Annotated in this window: 19 protein-coding genes and 2 pseudogenes; 7 read left to right on the top strand and 14 right to left on the bottom strand. The window is 71.2% G+C overall.

All coding sequences use genetic code 11. The features are described from left to right. Positions 1-168 precede the first annotated feature (168 nt). The 7 genes from IE198_RS10050 to IE198_RS10020 form a co-directional block, all read right to left on the bottom strand. Positions 169-1,383, bottom strand: a complete 1,215-nt coding sequence (locus IE198_RS10050) for an acyl-CoA dehydrogenase family protein (protein WP_189884906.1) — start codon at positions 1,381-1,383, stop codon at positions 169-171. Positions 1,384-1,390: 7 nt separating this feature from the next. Beyond that, positions 1,391-2,410: a phosphotransferase family protein gene (locus IE198_RS10045; RefSeq protein WP_189884904.1), complete on the bottom strand. Its 1,020-nt coding sequence runs from the start codon at positions 2,408-2,410 to the stop codon at positions 1,391-1,393. 152 nt (positions 2,411-2,562) lie between these two features. Then, complete coding sequence (locus IE198_RS10040) at positions 2,563-3,477, bottom strand: MBL fold metallo-hydrolase (RefSeq protein ID WP_189884902.1); 915 nt, start codon at positions 3,475-3,477, stop codon at positions 2,563-2,565. A gap of 121 nt (positions 3,478-3,598) precedes the next feature. Further along, positions 3,599-3,895, bottom strand: coding sequence for a hypothetical protein (locus IE198_RS10035; protein ID WP_189884900.1), 297 nt, complete (start codon positions 3,893-3,895; stop codon positions 3,599-3,601). A gap of 144 nt (positions 3,896-4,039) precedes the next feature. Then, positions 4,040-4,342 (bottom strand): DUF202 domain-containing protein, encoded by a 303-nt coding sequence (locus tag IE198_RS10030; RefSeq protein WP_189884898.1) that lies wholly within the window; start codon positions 4,340-4,342, stop codon positions 4,040-4,042. Then, entirely contained in the window at positions 4,339-4,728 is a 390-nt protein-coding gene (locus tag IE198_RS10025; RefSeq protein ID WP_189884896.1) for a YidH family protein, read from the bottom strand. Before IE198_RS10025 ends, IE198_RS10030 begins: the two co-directional genes overlap by 4 nt. Before the next feature lie 10 nt (positions 4,729-4,738). Then, positions 4,739-5,308: an NUDIX hydrolase gene (locus tag IE198_RS10020; protein ID WP_189884893.1), complete on the bottom strand. Its 570-nt coding sequence runs from the start codon at positions 5,306-5,308 to the stop codon at positions 4,739-4,741. 96 nt (positions 5,309-5,404) lie between these two features. On the opposite strand from IE198_RS10020, the gene IE198_RS10015 reads away from it, so the two are divergent. The 3 genes from IE198_RS10015 (at position 5,405) to IE198_RS10005 (ending at position 9,066) form a co-directional block, all read left to right on the top strand. Beyond that, entirely contained in the window at positions 5,405-7,060 is a 1,656-nt protein-coding gene (locus tag IE198_RS10015) for an FAD-binding dehydrogenase (RefSeq protein WP_189884891.1), read from the top strand. Between the two features lie 736 nt (positions 7,061-7,796). After that, a complete protein-coding gene (locus IE198_RS10010) occupies positions 7,797-8,462 on the top strand; it encodes a molybdopterin-dependent oxidoreductase (RefSeq protein ID WP_229833824.1) in 666 nt (221 codons plus the stop codon). Beyond that, positions 8,404-9,066, top strand: coding sequence for a cytochrome b/b6 domain-containing protein (locus tag IE198_RS10005; protein ID WP_189884887.1), 663 nt, complete (start codon positions 8,404-8,406; stop codon positions 9,064-9,066). Before IE198_RS10010 ends, IE198_RS10005 begins: the two co-directional genes overlap by 59 nt. Positions 9,067-9,089: 23 nt before the next feature. Here IE198_RS10005 and IE198_RS10000 read toward each other — a convergent pair. From IE198_RS10000 to IE198_RS09995, 3 genes and pseudogenes are all read right to left on the bottom strand, one after another. Beyond that, positions 9,090-9,329, bottom strand: a pseudogene (locus tag IE198_RS10000) (GntT/GntP/DsdX family permease); the annotation flags it as partial. Beyond that, positions 9,290-9,418 carry a hypothetical protein gene (locus IE198_RS36085; protein ID WP_268246466.1) on the bottom strand — a complete coding sequence of 43 codons (129 nt, stop codon included), beginning with the start codon at positions 9,416-9,418 and terminating at the stop codon, positions 9,290-9,292. The gene IE198_RS36085 and the pseudogene IE198_RS10000, both read right to left, overlap by 40 nt. Before the next feature lie 9 nt (positions 9,419-9,427). Then, positions 9,428-9,937, bottom strand: coding sequence for a gluconokinase (locus tag IE198_RS09995; protein WP_189884885.1), 510 nt, complete (start codon positions 9,935-9,937; stop codon positions 9,428-9,430). A gap of 62 nt (positions 9,938-9,999) precedes the next feature. Here IE198_RS09995 and IE198_RS09990 point away from each other — a divergent pair. The 4 genes and pseudogenes from IE198_RS09990 to IE198_RS09975 all read left to right on the top strand — a co-directional run. Beyond that, positions 10,000-10,140, top strand: a pseudogene (locus IE198_RS09990) (GntR family transcriptional regulator); the annotation flags it as partial. 242 nt (positions 10,141-10,382) lie between these two features. Further along, a complete protein-coding gene (locus IE198_RS09985) occupies positions 10,383-11,840 on the top strand; it encodes an amino acid permease (protein ID WP_189884884.1) in 1,458 nt (485 codons plus the stop codon). 101 nt (positions 11,841-11,941) lie between these two features. Continuing rightward, positions 11,942-13,030, top strand: a complete 1,089-nt coding sequence (locus IE198_RS09980; RefSeq protein WP_189884882.1) for an S-(hydroxymethyl)mycothiol dehydrogenase — start codon at positions 11,942-11,944, stop codon at positions 13,028-13,030. After that, positions 13,030-13,659, top strand: coding sequence for an MBL fold metallo-hydrolase (locus tag IE198_RS09975; RefSeq protein ID WP_189884880.1), 630 nt, complete (start codon positions 13,030-13,032; stop codon positions 13,657-13,659). Before IE198_RS09980 ends, IE198_RS09975 begins: the two co-directional genes overlap by 1 nt. Here IE198_RS09975 and IE198_RS09970 read toward each other — a convergent pair. The 4 genes from IE198_RS09970 to IE198_RS09955 are packed head-to-tail and all read right to left on the bottom strand — an operon-like array spanning position 13,632 to position 15,902. Then, positions 13,632-14,576: an RluA family pseudouridine synthase gene (locus IE198_RS09970; protein WP_189884878.1), complete on the bottom strand. Its 945-nt coding sequence runs from the start codon at positions 14,574-14,576 to the stop codon at positions 13,632-13,634. The two genes, IE198_RS09975 and IE198_RS09970, sit on opposite strands and share 28 nt — an antisense overlap. Beyond that, positions 14,573-14,929 (bottom strand): DUF5360 family protein, encoded by a 357-nt coding sequence (locus tag IE198_RS09965; RefSeq protein ID WP_189884876.1) that lies wholly within the window; start codon positions 14,927-14,929, stop codon positions 14,573-14,575. The genes IE198_RS09970 and IE198_RS09965 overlap by 4 nt, the downstream gene beginning before the upstream one ends. After that, positions 14,929-15,255, bottom strand: coding sequence for a DMT family transporter (locus tag IE198_RS09960; protein ID WP_189884874.1), 327 nt, complete (start codon positions 15,253-15,255; stop codon positions 14,929-14,931). Before IE198_RS09960 ends, IE198_RS09965 begins: the two co-directional genes overlap by 1 nt. Further along, positions 15,255-15,902 carry a TetR/AcrR family transcriptional regulator gene (locus tag IE198_RS09955; RefSeq protein ID WP_229833809.1) on the bottom strand — a complete coding sequence of 216 codons (648 nt, stop codon included), beginning with the start codon at positions 15,900-15,902 and terminating at the stop codon, positions 15,255-15,257. Before IE198_RS09955 ends, IE198_RS09960 begins: the two co-directional genes overlap by 1 nt. Positions 15,903-15,934: the final 32 nt, after the last annotated feature.

Raw genomic sequence — 15,934 nt, 5'->3', positions numbered from 1 at the left:
CGCGGTGCGCCGTGAGCCGGCGCACCGCGGCCCCGAGGCCCGTCCACCGCGCGAAGCGCGGTACGAGGTTCGGGGCCTGCCCCGGGTTCGGGAAGGGGCGGTTCGGGACAGTGCTCGCCGCAGGCGCCCCCGTACCGCAACCCCGCGACGGGCCCCCGTCCCCCGACGTCACACGTACCGCTTCAGCTCCCGCCGCGCCAGCGACCGCTGATGCACCTCGTCCGGACCGTCCGCCAGCTTCAGCGTCCGCGCCGCCGCCCACAGCTCCGCCAGCGGGAAGTCCTGGCTGACGCCGCCCGCCCCGTGGACCTGGACCGCCTTGTCGAGGATGTCCACGACCGCTCGCGGTGTCGCGATCTTGATCGCCTGGATCTCGGTGTGTGCTCCGCGGTTGCCGACCGTGTCCATCAGCCACGCCGTCTTCAGCACCAGCAGCCGCAGCTGCTCCACCGTGACCCGCGCGTCCGCGATCCAGTTCTGGACGACGCCCTGCTGGGCGATCGCTTTGCCGAAGGCCTCGCGGGACACGGCCCTGCGGCACATCAGCTCGATCGCGCGCTCGGCCATGCCGATCAGCCGCATGCAATGGTGGATACGGCCCGGCCCGAGCCGCGCCTGGGCGATGGCGAAGCCGCTGCCCTCCTCGTCGATCAGGTTCGACGCCGGCACCCGCACGTCGTGGAAGACGACCTCCGCGTGGCCGCCGTGGGAGTGGTCCTCGTAGCCGTACACCTGCATGGCACGCCGGACCTCGACGCCGGGCGTGTCGCGCGGGACGAGGATCATCGACTGCTGGCGGCGGACGTCCTCGCCGTCGGGGTCGGTCTTGCCCATGACGATGAAGATCCGGCAGTTCGGGTTCATCGCACCGGAGATGTACCACTTGCGGCCGTTGATGACGTAGTCGTCACCGTCGCGCTCGATCCGGGTCCGGATGTTCGTCGCGTCGGAGGAGGCGACCTCCGGCTCCGTCATGGCGAACGCGGAGCGGATCTCGCCCGCGAGCAGCGGCTCCAACCACTGCTTCTTCTGCTCGTCGTCGGCGAACTGCGCCAGCACCTCCATGTTGCCCGTGTCCGGGGCCGCGCAGTTCAGCGCGGTGGGGGCCAGGTTCGGGCTGCGGCCGGTGATCTCCGCGAGCGGCGCGTACTGGAGGTTCGTCAGGCCGGCGCCGTGCTCGGAGTCGGGAAGGAAGAGGTTCCACAGGCCCTGCTTGCGGGCCTCCGCCTTGAGCTCCTCGATGATCGCCGGGGTGTCCCACGGCGAGGCCAGCTGTGCGCGCTGTTCGTGCTCGATCTGCTCGGCGGGGTAGACGTGCTCGTCCATGAAGGCGAGCAGCCTGGCACGGAGTTCTTCGGTACGGGCGTCGAATGCGAAGTCCATGAGGTACTCAGCCTTCCTGGAGGGTGGTGAGGCCGTGCTCGATGAAGACGGGGACGAGACCGCCGATCCGGTCGAAGCCGGCGCCCACGGTCTGCCCGAGCGTGTAGCGGTAGTGGATGCCCTCGAGGATCACGGCGAGCTTGAACCAGGCGAACGCCTCGTACCAGGAGATCGCCGAGGTGTCCCGGCCCGAGCGCTCCGCGTACCGCTCGATCAGCTCGGCAGGGGCCGGGTGGCCTGCGGCGCCCGCCGTGGTGCTGACGGGGGAGTCGGGCAGCTCCAGCCGCCTGCTGTACATGACCAGCAGGCCGAGGTCGGTCAGCGGGTCGCCGAGGGTCGACATCTCCCAGTCCAGGACCGCCTTGATCCGGTCGTCGTCGCCGATCAGGACGTTGTCGAGACGGTAGTCGCCGTGGACGACGGCGGCCGTGGGCGAGGTGGGAAGCGCGCGCCCCAGAGCGGCGTGCAGCTCGTCGATGCCGGCCAGTTCGCGGCCCCGTGAGGCCGCCAGCTGCTTGCCCCAGCGCCGCAGCTGCCGGTCGAGGAAGCCCTCGGGCCGGCCGAAGTCGCCGAGGCCGACCGCCTCGGGGTCGACGGCGTGCAGGTCGACGAGGGTGTCGACGAGGGACAGCACCGCGTTGCGGGTGCGCTCCGTACCGAGCGGAGCGAGCTGCTCCGCGGTGCGGTACGGGGTGCCGTCGACGAACTCCATGACGTAGAACGGCGACCCGATGACCGACTCGTCCTCGCAGAACAGCACGGGCTGCGCCACGGGGACCGCGGTCGGTGCCAGCGCGCTGATCACCCGGTGCTCGCGCTTCATGTCGTGCGCGGTCGCGAGGACGTGACCGAGCGGGGGCCGGCGGACGACCCAGCGGGAGGTGCCGTCGGTGACCGTGTAGGTGAGGTTGGAACGGCCGCCCTGGATCAGCCGGGCGCTGAGCGGTCCGCGCACCAGTCCTGGCCGCTCACGGTCCAGATGACCGCGCAGCTGCTCGGGATCGAGGCCTGGGGGGACTGAGCTCATGGTGCGCACCTCCGGGGGCGGTCCTGGGAACGCGTTCATGATGACCGACCAGTCGGTATGTCGTCCAGTGGGCTGGTCGAAGCGATGTCGGGATCACATCGGAGCAGGGTGCGGTGGGGTCGGGCCGCCGCACCCGCGGGGAACGCGCCGCGTCAGGCGTGGCAGGCCACCGGCACCCCGCCGTTCATCGCCGCCATGTCGGCGAACACCGCGACGGGGTCCAGCGGCGAACCCTCGGGCAGTCCGTCCAGTTCCGCGTAGGCCCGGTGCAGGTTGGCCACCAGACGTTCGCTCTCCCTCAGTTCCGCGAAGGCCCCCAGGTCCGCGGCCTGCGCCGTCTCCAGCGGTGTGCGCCCCTTGGCGTGCCCCTCCTCGGCCAGTTCGGCGACGTACCGCAGATAGCGCTCGGTCGCGTCGTACGCCGAGGGATCGGTGATCGGCCCGTGTCCCGGCACCACCGTCTCTGCGTCGAGCGAGCGCAGCACCCCGAGGGCCCGCAGCGACCCGCTGAGCGAGCCCATCGGGACGAACGGTGTACCGCCCTGGAAGATCAGGTCGCCGGTGAAGACGATCCCCTGCCGGGGCAGGTGCACGACCGTGTCACCGGTCGTGTGGGCGACCCCGCCGGGATGGATGAGCCGCACCTCGATGTCCCCGACGTGGACCGTCAGGCGGTCGTCGTACGTGACGGCCGGTGCGGTGATCCGGATGTCGCCGAAGTCGGTCTGCGGCCAGATCAGATCGAGTTGGCGGCCTGCGGCGAGGAGCTCGCTCCGGCACGACTCGTGCCCCACCACCACGGCCTCCGGCAGGAAGAGCCCGTTGCCGTAGGTGTGATCGCCGTGGTGGTGGGTGTTGACGACGGTGCGGGGGAGCGGGGCGCCGGTCGCCAGCAGCGCGTCACGCAGCGCCCGGGCCCGCCGCTCGGTGGCCGCGGTGTCGACGAGAAGCGTGGACTCCCCGTCGCTGACGAATCCCGCGTTGTTCAGGCACCAGCCGCCGTCGGGCTGTACATAGGCGTGGACATGCGGCGTCAGTTCGACGGTGTAGGGCTCGGTGGCGGGCATGCGGCTCCCCCGGGGTACGGTCGATTGAATCGGCCCTCGAAGCCTGCCAGTTGATCCCCGAGCGGGAAACCACGGGAGACGTGTCCCGGCGGTCGTGCCGGCGATCGTTCCGGCCGTCGCCTCAGTGATCGTCCCAGTGTCCTTCGTGCTCCGCGTGCCGGTGCCCGTCGTGGACGTAGTCGACGTGATCGCCGTGCACCACGGCGGGATGGCCGCACCCTGCGCCGTGCTCGTGTGCGTGCCCGCTGTGCGACACGTGCTCGCCGGGCTCGCACTCGTCCCAGTGACCGGAGTGCTCCCGGTGGAGATGCCCGTCATGCGCGTAGTCGACGTGGTCGCCGTGCGGGATCTCGCTGTGGCCGCAGGCCGGACCGTGGGCGTGTTCGTGCGTGGGGTGCTCCTGGTGGGCAACGGTCATGGCGCTCACCTCTGGTGTGATTCATGACGTTATGTCTGTTTCCCAGGCTAGTCTCCGCCGACGGGCCGGGCCCGCGCCGCGCGTCACGTCGCGAGGGAACGGATGCCCGGGCGACGCGGCTTGCGCCGCACCGCCCTCCTCACGTCAGGTCGCGATCGCCATGGCGAACGCCGCCAGCGCCAGCGCCAGCACACACAGCACCGCCGCGATCGCGCCGCCCACCGGCATGGGCCGCGGCCGGGGCGCGTCCATCGCCCCGACGCGCCGGTGCGCGACCGCCAGGAACCCGAGCCAGGCGAGCACACTCATCGCCGCGGCGAGGACCGTGTCCTGTGCCGTCTGCCTGGCGGCGAGGACCGCCACCACCGTGCAGGTCAGCGTGGTCCGGCGCCATGCCAGCCGGGTCCGCTCCGGTTGCAGCCCCGGATCGCGGGCAGGGCCGCTCACACGTCGCCCCACGCCACGACCACCACCATGGTGACCGACACGACCGCGACCACGACCGCCAGCAGTGCCGGGAACCGGGAAACCGGCAGGTCCTCGCCGCGGCGCATGGCCCGCTCGCACCGTACCCAGTGGTTCACGGCCCGCACGGCACACGCCGCCCCGGCCCCGATCAGTGCGAGCGCCAGCCCCGCCCGTACGCCCCGGTGCAGCTCCGGCAGGAACTGGTCGACCGCGAAACCGCCGCCGATGAGGGCGAGCGCCGTACGGACCCAGGCGAGAAACGTCCGCTCGTTGGCGAGCGAGAACCGGTAGTCGGGGGTCTCGCCCTCGCCCCTGATCCGGGCCGGTGCGAACCACAGCCGCAGGCTCTGTACGAAGTCGCTCACGCAGCGCACCCTACCTGCGGTGCTGCGGGCGGCCCGGCGCCGGCCGCCGGACGGCCCGGTGGGCCTTGAGGCGCTCGTAGGCGGCCAGCCCGTCCGGCACCCATTCCCACTCGCGAAGCCCAGCCTCCAGCTCGGCCTCCGTAAGGAAGCCGTGCCAGGCGACCTCCTCCTTCTGCGGGTCCACGGGGAGCTCGCAGCGGACCTCGTAGACGTACGACCACCAGCTCGGTCCGGGGCCGCCGTCGCTCTCGCCCTCATACAGGAACTTGAACAGAGGGACGGGCCGGGGCAGCCCGCGCACCCCCAGCTCCTCCTCCGCCTCGCGCAGCGCGGCCTCGTCGTAGCTCTCCCCGGCGCCCACGACGCCGCCGACGAACATGTCGTGGAGCGAGGGGAAGACCAGTTTCGTGGCGGTGCGCCGGTGCACGAAGACGCGTCCCGCGGCATCCCTGACCAGGATGAACGCACACCGGTGACGCAGCCCGAGGGCGTACGCCTCGCCGCGCGGGGCCTGTCCGACCACCTCGTCGTGCTCGTCGACGATGTCGAGGATCTCTTCCGCGGGTCCGGGCGACGTCATGCACCCATCCAAGCACCGCCCTCCGCCGCCATTGACGAGTTACTCACCCGTAAGGAGGATCGGGTGCCACGGTGCCCGACGGACGAACGGAAGACCATGGCGTACGACGCTGACGTGATCGTGATCGGGGCGGGACTCGCCGGACTCGTGGCCACCGCCGAACTCGTCGACGCCGGTCGCAAGGTCATCCTCCTCGACCAGGAGCCCGAGCAGTCCATCGGTGGTCAGGCGCACTGGTCCTTCGGCGGCCTCTTCTTCGTCGACTCGCCCGAGCAGCGCCGGTTGCGCATCAAGGACAGCCACGCCCTCGCACTCCAGGACTGGCTGGGCACCGCCGGCTTCGACCGCGACGAGGACCACTGGCCGCGCACATGGGCCGAGGCGTACGTCGACTTCGCGGCGGGCGAGAAACGGGCCTGGCTGCACCGGCAGGGCGTGCGGTTCTTCCCCGTCGTCGGCTGGGCGGAGCGCGGCGGCTACGACGCGAACGGCCACGGCAACTCCGTGCCGCGTTTCCACATCACCTGGGGCACCGGCCCCGGGCTGGTCGCCCCCTTCGAGCGGCGGGTACGAGAAGGCGTCGCGAAGGGGCTGGTGCAGCTCAGGTTCCGGCACCGGGTCACCGGACTGGGCCGAAGTGCGGGCAGTCTGGACACCGTCACCGGCGAGATCCTCCGGCCGTCCGACGTGGAGCGGGGCGTGGCGAGCAGCCGCGAGGTGACCGGTGCCTTCGAGTACCGGGCGCAGGCGGTCGTCGTCACCTCGGGCGGCATCGGCGGCAACCACGACCTCGTACGCGCCCAGTGGCCGAAGCGGCTCGGCACCCCGCCCGAGAAGATGCTCTCCGGCGTGCCCGCGCATGTCGACGGGCTGATGCTGGGCATCGCGGAGCGCGCCGGCGCGAGCCACATCAACCGCGACCGGATGTGGCACTACACCGAGGGCATCGAGAACTGGAATCCGATCTGGGCCAAGCACGGCATCCGGATCCTGCCCGGCCCGTCCTCCCTCTGGCTGGACGCGCGGGGCAGACGGCTGCCGGTACCGCTGTTCCCCGGCTTCGACACCCTCGGCACGCTCGACCACATCATGCGGACCGGCCACGGCTACACCTGGTTCGTGCTCGACCAGAAGATCATCGGCAAGGAGTTCGCCCTGTCGGGCTCCGAGCAGAACCCGGACCTCACGGGGAAGTCCGTCCGTGACGTCCTCGTGCGGGCGAGGGCGGAGGTACCGGCGCCGGTGAAGGCGTTCATGGACAACGGCGTCGACTTCGTCGTGGAGAAGGACCTGGGCGCGCTGGTGCGCGGCATGAACGCACTCACCGGCGACGATCTGATCGACGAGGCGGAGCTGCGGCGCGAGATCACGGGCCGGGACCGGGAGATCGCGAACCCGTTCACCAAGGACCTCCAGGTCACGGCGATCCGCGGTGCCCGTAAGTACCTCGGCGACAAGCTGATCCGCACCGCCGCCCCGCACCGCCTGCTGGACCCGAAGGCGGGCCCGCTGATCGCCGTACGGCTGAACATCCTGACCCGCAAGTCGCTCGGCGGCCTGGAGACGGACCTGTCGTCGCGGGTGCTGGGGAAGTCGGGTACGCCGCTGGAAGGTCTGTACGCGGCGGGCGAGGCGGCGGGCTTCGGCGGCGGGGGCGTCCACGGCTACCGTTCGCTGGAGGGCACGTTCCTCGGGGGCTGCCTCTTCTCGGGCCGGTCGGCGGGGAGGGCGGCGGCGGCCGCCGTCTCGTAGCCGCCGACCCGCGCGAACGCCGGACGGGCCGGCATCCCCGGCGGGACACCGGCCCGTCCGGCGCGAGCCGGGTCGGCGGAAAGCGGCCCGTACGGAGTCGCCCGTACGGAGTCCCTCCACCTCCTGTTCCAGCAGCCGGAGGACGATCGTCCGGTGATCGGACCCGTACGCCCCCGTGTCCAGCGGGAACGGCCGGTCGGCGAGCCGGGTCGGGGAGCGCCACGCGGCGGCGCCCACCTGCGCGTTGCGCTTCACGACCTGCCATTCGACCCGGGCGTCGGGCGCCACACGGAATGTGGAGGTGGCCGCTTCGTACGGCGTGCCGTCACGCACGGCGCGGACGGGCAGCGTGTGCTCGCCCGCTGCCCGCCGCCCGCCATGTGCCCGTCGGCGTCGTCGACTCGTCCGGGGTGGGCCGGTCCAGCCGCACCTCGAGGACGTCGGCCTCGCGGGCCGAACGGTGAACTCCTCCTCGGTACGCCGCCCCGGCGGCGTATCCGCCCACTCCACTGCTCCAGCGGCTCGGAGGAGATCACCTGGAGCCGGCGCGCCTTGACGACGGGCCGGGTCGAAGGGTTGGCGCGTCTTTCAGCTCGCCGGAGTGTGACGGAAGTCTGACGGACCGCGCCGGGCTCTGGCCCCTCCGGCGGCCAGGTGCTCGAATCGAAGCGTGACCACACAACATCCCGGCACCGAGGGAGAGGGCGCGCCCGTGGGCCGCCGCCTCGTCCTCGGCATGCTCGGCCTCGGCGCCGCCGGCGTCGCCTTTGCGCCGTATCTGCAGCGCGGCCTGGAGAGCTTCCTCGGGTCGGCCGCGGACAAGGACCCGACCGGGCTCACGGGCCTGCTTCCCAACGGTGGCGGCTTCCGTTACTACTCCGTCGCCTCCTCCGTGCCCCGCAGGACCGCCGAGAACTACCGCCTGACCGTCGACGGCCTGGTCCGGCACCCGGCCGCATACACCCTGGCCGACCTCCGCTCGCTCCCGCAGACCCGCGTCGTGCGGGACGTGCAGTGCGTCACCGGGTGGCGGGTACCGGACACGCCCTTCGAGGGGGTGAAGCTCTCGCATCTGCTGGACGCCGCCGGCGTTCGGCCACAGGCGCGCGCCATCCGGTTCACCTGCTTCGACGGCACGTACAGCGAGAGCCTGACCCTCACCCAGGCCCGCCGTGACGACGTCCTCGTCGCGCTGCGGATGCAGGACAAGCCGGTCAGCCACTCGCACGGCGGCCCGGTCCGCCTCTACGTCGCGCCGATGTACTTCTACAAGTCGGCGAAATGGCTCTCGGGGATCACGGTCACCGAAGCCGTCCGGCCCGGCTACTGGGAGGAGCGGGGCTATGACGTCGACGCCTGGGTCGGCCGGTCCAACGGCCGCACCGACACCCCCACGGTCTGAAGAGCCCATGCGCGTACGGAGATTCAGCCGCGCCGAGCGCTGGGTGCACCGCACCACCGCCGCGCTGATGCTGCTCTGCATCGCGACTGCCGCCGCGCTCTACGTGCCCCAGCTCGCCGAGCTCGTCGGCCGCCGCCACCTCGTGGTCACCGTCCACCAGTGGTCGGGCCTGCTGCTGCCCGTGCCGTTCCTGCTCGGCCTGGCCTCCCGTGCGTTCCGCGCGGACCTGCGCCGACTGAACCGCTTCGCGCCGTACGACAGCCGGTGGCTGCGGGCCGTACGCCGCCGCGAACACGGCCCGCAGGCGCGCCCGGCGGGCAAGTTCAACGCCGGCCAGAAGATCTACGCCGCCTGGATCGCCGGCGCGACGCTGGTCATGCTCGGCACCGGGCTGCTGATGTGGTTCACCGGGCTCACGCCCCTCGTGTGGCGCACGAGCGCGACGTTCGTCCACGACTGGCTGTCGCTCGGGGTCGGGATCGTCGTAGCCGGGCACATCGCGATGGCGCTCGCCGACCCGGAGGCACGCCGTGGCATGCGCACCGGATGGGTCGAGCGCCAGTGGTCGCGTGACCACCACCCGAGGTGGCCGGCGGACGAGTGAGGCCGGCCTGCGAGGGACCTGCCGGCGAGGACCACAAGTGCGGCGTGGGTGGTCGACATGTCGGCCGCGAGCGGGGCGACCAGTCCGGCGGCGGAGATCGTGGCGACGGTGGCGGAGCCGGTCGCCGGCCGGATCGCGACGGCGATCAGCCAGACGAGCAGCAGCGTCGGGACGGTGCAGTTCTTGGAGAAGTCCAGGATCATCCGGCCGACACCGATGTCGATCAGTGTCTGCTTGAAGCCGCCGTCGGCGCCGACGATGAGAGGACGGCGATGCCCGGCTGTGCGTTGCCCGCCGAGGTGTTCGGTTCGACGGTGTCCGCTGCCAGCATCTCGACGCCGAGACTGGTCACGGTGATTCCTTACTGGTCGAGCCCGCGCAGCGGGGCGAGAGCCCGTTCGGTGATCTCTTCGGGAGTGCCGGAGACATCGACGGCGACGCCCGCCTCGTCGTCCTCCAGCGGCTGGAGGGTGGCGAACTGGGAGTCCAGCAGCGCGGTGGGCATGAAGTGCCCCTTGCGTTCCGTCATCCGCTGCTCGATGAGCTCGCGGCTGCCGGTGAGGTGGAGGAACACGACGTCGGGCGCTGCAGAACGCAGCCGGTCGCGGTACTCACGCTTGAGCGCGGAGCTGGAGACCACTCCGCCGAGCCCCGCCCTGCCGTGGGCCCACCTGCCGATGGCGTCGAGCCACGGCCTGCGGTCCGCGTCGTCCAGCGGGGTGCCGGCCGACATCTTGGCGATGTTCGCCGGGGGATGGAAGTCGTCGCCCTCGGCGTAGGGGACGTCCAGGGCGGCGGCGAGCAGGGGGCCGATCGTGGTCTTGCCGGTCCCTGCGACGCCCATCACCACGACGACGTGGGGGGTGCTCATGACATGCCTCGCTGTCTTCCTCGACCTTCGACATCGGTCCGTCGCGCTACTGAAACCCATTGGACGACCCCGACCCGGCGGCGGTGACGCTGCAGGTGCAGGTTGCCGAGGCCGTTCGCGAAGGCGACGCCGCCCGGGCGGAGCGGCTCACCCGGGAAATTGTCTTCGGTGCTCTCCAGGGGCTCGACATCCTGGCTCCTTGAAATGCATGACACCCTTGCATCGCCTTGTCGAAACCTCTGAAATACCTCAGATATGTACCTGAGTGAGGTGCGCCACTGCCAAAATCCCAGGGTTGCCCTGACCATAAACCCTCGGGCCCTCCATGAGCCCCAGGGCATCCAGGCCCCGAAGCCAGGTCAAGGCGTCCCCTTCCCTTCACCCCTGGGAAGGCACCGGCGCAGGCCGGGTACCGCACACCCCCTCACGAAGGCGAACAACCTCAATGAGTGACCGCACCATGGCTGCGGCCGAAACGCCTGTCGCCAACGCGACGGGTTCCCCCCACGTGGACGCCGGAGACGCCGGGTACCGCAAGGACCTCAAGTCGCGGCACATCAACATGATCGCCATCGGCGGCGCCATCGGCACCGGCCTGTTCCTGGGCGCCGGTGGCCGCATGGCGGGCGCCGGTCCGTCCCTCTTCATCGCCTACGCCGTCTGCGGCGTCTTCGCCTTCTTCGTCGTGCGTGCGCTCGGCGAGCTCGTGCTCTACCGGCCCTCCTCCGGCGCCTTCGTCTCGTACGCCCGTGAGTTCATGGGCGAGAAGGGCGCCTACACGGCGGGCTGGCTGTACTTCCTCAACTGGTCGACGACCGCCATCGCCGACATCACCGCGGCCGCGACGTACGCGCACTTCTGGGCCATGTTCAGCGACATCCCCCAGTGGGTGCTCGCCCTCATAGCGCTCGCCGTGGTCCTCACCGCCAACCTCATCTCGGTGAAGTACTTCGGCGAGATGGAGTTCTGGTTCGCGATCATCAAGGTCGCGGCGCTCGTCGTCTTCATGCTCATCGGTGTCTTCCTGGTCGTCACCTCCCACGACATCGGCGGCCACACCCCGGGCCTCGCCACCATCGGCGACAACGGTGGCATCTTCCCGGCCGGCTTCATGCCGATGCTGCTGCTCATCCAGGGCGTCGTCTTCGCCTACGCCTCCGTCGAGCTGTGCGGTGTCGCCGCCGGTGAGACCGAGAACCCCGAGAAGATCATGCCGCGCGCGATCAACTCGATCATGTGGCGCGTGGGTCTGTTCTACGTCGGCTCCGTCGTCCTGCTGGCGCTGCTGCTCCCGTACACCGCGTACTCCGGCGACCAGAGCCCCTTCGTCACCGTCTTCGACAGGCTCGGCATCCCGGGCGCGGCCGGCGTGATGAACCTCGTCGTCCTCACCGCCGCCCTCTCCAGCCTCAACTCCGGCCTCTACTCGACCGGCCGCATCCTGCGCTCGATGTCCATGTCCGGCTCCGCGCCCAAGTTCACCGGCGTGATGAACAAGGGCGGCGTGCCCTACGGCGGCATCCTCCTCACCGCCGCCTTCGGTGTCCTCGGGGTCCTCCTCAACTACGTCATGCCGGGCGACGCCTTCGAGCTGGTGCTCAACTTCGCCTCCATCGGCATCATCGGCACCTGGGCGATGATCATGGTGTGTTCGCTGCTGTTCTGGCACCGCTCCAAGGACGGCCGCGTCACGCGCCCGGCGTACCAGCTGCCCTGGGCCCCGTACACACAGCTCGTCACGCTGGCCTTCCTCGCCTCCGTCATCGTTCTGATGTGGCTGGACGAAGGCATTTCCCGTACCACCGTCAACTGCCTGCCGCTGATCGCCGCCGCGCTCGTCGGCGGCTGGTTCCTCGTCCGCAAGCGGGTGGCCGCGACGGCCGCCGCACCCAAGGAGCTCTGACACCTTCTCGGCGAAGCCCCCGCGGGGGCTTCGCCGTGCCCGGCACCCACGGGCCATAGTGGGGGGCGACGTCCACTGCGCGAGGAAGGGCAGGTACTGCGATGCCGCAGCAGGTGCAGGGTGTGATCGCACCGGGAAAGAACGAGCCGGTACGGGTGGAGACGATCACGATCCCGGACCCGGGCCCGGGGGAGGCCGTCGTCGAGGTGCAGGCCTGCGGGGTCTGCCACACCGATCTGCACTACAAGCAGGGCGGCATCAACGACGACTTCCCGTTCCTCCTGGGGCATGAGGCCGCGGGCGTCGTCGAGGCGGTCGGCAACGGCGTCACCGACGTCGAACCAGGGGATTTCGTGATCCTCAACTGGCGTGCCGTGTGCGGTCGGTGCCGGGCGTGTCTGCGCGGCCGGCCCTGGTACTGCTTCGACACCCACAACGCCCGGCAGAAGATGACGCTCGCGGACTCGGGCACCGCACTGTCACCCGCTCTCGGCATCGGCGCCTTCGCCGAGAAGACCCTGGTCGCCGCGGGCCAGTGCACCAAGGTCGATCCGGCCGTCTCCCCGGCCGTGGCGGGCCTGCTCGGCTGCGGGGTGATGGCCGGCATCGGCGCCGCGATCAACACCGGCCAGGTCGGCCGCGGCGACTCGGTGGCCGTCATCGGCTGCGGCGGAGTCGGAAACGCGGCCGTCGTCGGCGCCCACCTCGCGGGAGCGGCGAGGATCATCGCCGTCGACATCGACGACCGCAAACTCGAGACGGCGAGGAAGATGGGCGCCACCCACACCGTCAACTCCCGTACCTCGGACCCCGTCGAGACGATCCGCGAGTTCACAGGCGGCTTCGGCGCCGATGTCGTCATCGAGGCGGTCGGCCGCCCCGAGACGTACGAACAGGCCTTCTACGCCCGTGACCTGGCCGGCACCGTCGTCCTCGTCGGCGTGCCCACCCCCGACATGAAGCTCGAGCTGCCCCTCCTGGACGTCTTCGGGAGAGGCGGGGCGCTCAAGTCGTCCTGGTACGGCGACTGTCTGCCCTCCCGCGACTTCCCGATGCTGATCGACCTGCACCAGCAGGGCCGGATCGACCTCGGGGCGTTCGTCACCGAGACCATCGGCCTCGGCGACGTGGAGAAGGCGTTCGCCCGCATGCACGAGGGTGACGTCCTGCGTTCGGTCGTGATGCTGTGATGGCGGCTCGTGTCGACCACCTGGTCACCTCCGGCACGTTCTCGCTCGACGGCGGCACCTGGGACGTGGACAACAACGTATGGATCGTCGGTGACGACCGGGAGGCAATCGTCATCGACGCCTCCCACGACGCGGACGCGATCCTCGCCGCGCTCGCCGGCCGCAGCCTGCGCGCCGTCGTCTGTACGCACGCGCACAACGACCACATCGACGCGGCCCCGGCGCTCGCCGCGGCCACCGGCGCGCCGATCCTGCTGCACCCGGACGACCTGCCGCTGTGGAAGCAGACCCACCCGGAGCGCGCCCCCGACGGCGAACTCGCCGACGGGGACACGATCACCGTCGCCGGCACGTCCCTGACCGTGCTCCACACGCCGGGTCACGCTCCGGGTGCCGTGTGCCTCCACGCGCCCGAGCTCGGCACCGTCTTCACCGGAGACACGCTCTTCCAGGGCGGACCGGGGGCCACCGGCCGGTCGTTCTCCCACTTCCCGACGATCATCGACTCGATCCGCGACCGGCTGCTCACCCTGCCGCCCGAGACCGTGGTCCGAACCGGCCACGGCGACACCACCACCGTCGGCACCGAGGCGCCGCACCTTCAGGAATGGGTGGACCGGGGCCACTGAGCCAGCCGCAACCGGCTCTCGAACCGGCATGGCCGCCCGGTGACGGGATCACTGAACTCCAGGATGTTCGCGAGGAGTTGCAGCGGCTTCGAGAAGTCCTCCGGCGCCTCGGGCAGCACGAGAGGGAACAGCGGGTCACCCAGGATCGGCAGTCCCAGGCTGTTCATGTGGACCCGCAGCTGATGGGTGCGGCCGGTGGCCGGCAGCAGCCGGTACCGGCCGACCCCGCCCCGCTGCTCCAGGAGTTCGATCCGGCTCTCGCTGTTGGGCTCACCCGGCTCCTCCCTGGCCGCGAGCACCCCGCGCTCCTTCACGATCCGGCTGCGCACGGTCCGCGGCAGGGCCACCGCCGGGTCGTACGGAGCCAGGGCCTCGTACTCCTTGCGCACCCGCCGGTCACGGAACATCGTCTGGTACGCGCCCCGGTCCCCGGGGCGCACGACGAACAGGACCAGACCGGCCGTGAGCCGGTCCAGCCGGTGGGCCGGCTGCAGCGCGGGCAGCTCCAGATCGCGGCGCAGCCGGGCGAGCGCCGTCTCCTTCACATGGCTGCCGCGCGGCATGGTGGCGAGGAAGTGCGGTTTGTCGGCGATCACCACGTGGTCGTCGCGATGCACGATCCCGATCTCGAACGGCACCCGTTCCTCCGCCGGGAAGTCGCGGTGGAACCACAGATCGCGCCCCGCCGTGTACGCCTCGTCCCAGGTCACCGCCCCGTCCCTGCCGACGAAGCGCCCCTCGCGGAGCATCGCATCGACCCCTGCCTCGCCGATCGCGCTGCCGTAACGGTGCAGCAGATGGTCCCGCACGGTGGGCCAGCGGCCGTCCGGGTCCTCGGGCAGTCGCAGCCGCACCGGGTCGATGCCGTCGCGCTGGGGGAGCGGGGCGGGCAGGGCAGCCCTGTTTCTGCGTCTCACCGTGGAGACTGTATGCCGGGCTCGGCAGCCGCCCGGACGGCGCCACCCCTGCCCGGGGCGGCCGCCCCGCCTCCTGCCGCATCAGCAGCACGCCCGAGGGACCCGACGGCGCGCGAAACGCCCGGTGCACCGCAGCGCAGCAGGAACGGCGCGGCGAGCCCGGTCGCACCGGCGGTCACGTCCAGGGGCAGGAACGAGTGGTTCCAGTCATTCGTCACCGGGTCGTCGTAGTCCTTGCAGGCGTGCCGGGCGGGGACGAGGACCGGCAGCGACGCCGTCCGGTGGGCGAGGAGGCCGGGTCCCTCACGAACATCGCCGCCGTGGCCGGGGCGAAAGCCCCGCTGCCGGTCCATCAGTGCTCCATCCCGCCGCCGGCATACATCACGACGACGCCGATGATGACGAGTGCGATCCCGATCAGCGTCGCCGGCTTGACCGGTTCGTCGAAGAGCACGACGCCACCGAGGAAGGCGCCCACCGTGCCGACGCCCGACCAGATCGCGTACACCGGTCCGACGTCGAGCGTCTTGAGCGCCTGCGCCAGCATCAGGAAGGCGGCGCCGTAACCGATGACCACCAAGGCGGTGGGGCCGAGGCGGGTCAGGCCGTGCGACGCGCGCAGCGAGAGGGTCGCGATCACTTCGGAGACGATCGCTCCCGCGACCAGCAGAGCGCCCATCAGCGCGATCCCCCGTCGGTGCCGGTGCCGGTGCCGGTTTCCGTGCCGGCGACGTCCGTGCCGGTGCCGGTGACATCCGTGCCGGTGGCGTCCGCGTCGGCGCGGTCCGTGCCGGTGGTCCCGGTGGCGGCGAGGTCCGCAACGAGACGGCGCAGTTCGACGTGTGCCACACCGTGCGGCGGGGCGAGGCCGAGCAGGCGCGCCGTCCACCAGCCGTCGACCGCCATGCGCACCAGGGTGCTCACGCCGGGCGGCAGTCCGTCCGCCTCCAGGCGTTCCTGCCAGGTCCGGTAGTGGCGCTGCAGGACATCGAGGATCTCGGGCCCGCCGGCCGCGGCGAGCAGCGCTACGGGCACCTCGTCGCGGCCGTCCCCGCCGCCCGGCTCGGAAGCCACGGGTGGGATGGAGGCGTCGAGGTAGGCCTTGGTGTACGCGCCGGCCGGGGCGTCCGGGCCGGGCAGTGCGGCCTCGAACCGGTCCATCAGTCGCTGGACCACGCCCTCGACCAAGGCGCGCTTGCTCGGGAAGTGATGCAACAGGCCCCCCTTGCTCACGCCGGCCTCCGCGGCGACGGCATCCAGCCGGACCGCGTCCGCACCGCCCTTGGCCAGCAGTCGTTCCACGGCGTCGAGGAGTCGATCGCGCACTGTCCCGCCCGTCTGTCGCACTGATCCATCGA

The organism is Streptomyces xantholiticus, from assembly GCF_014651015.1.
GTDB lineage: Bacteria > Actinomycetota > Actinomycetes > Streptomycetales > Streptomycetaceae > Streptomyces > Streptomyces xantholiticus.
This window is presented reverse-complemented; position numbering and strand designations above follow the sequence as displayed.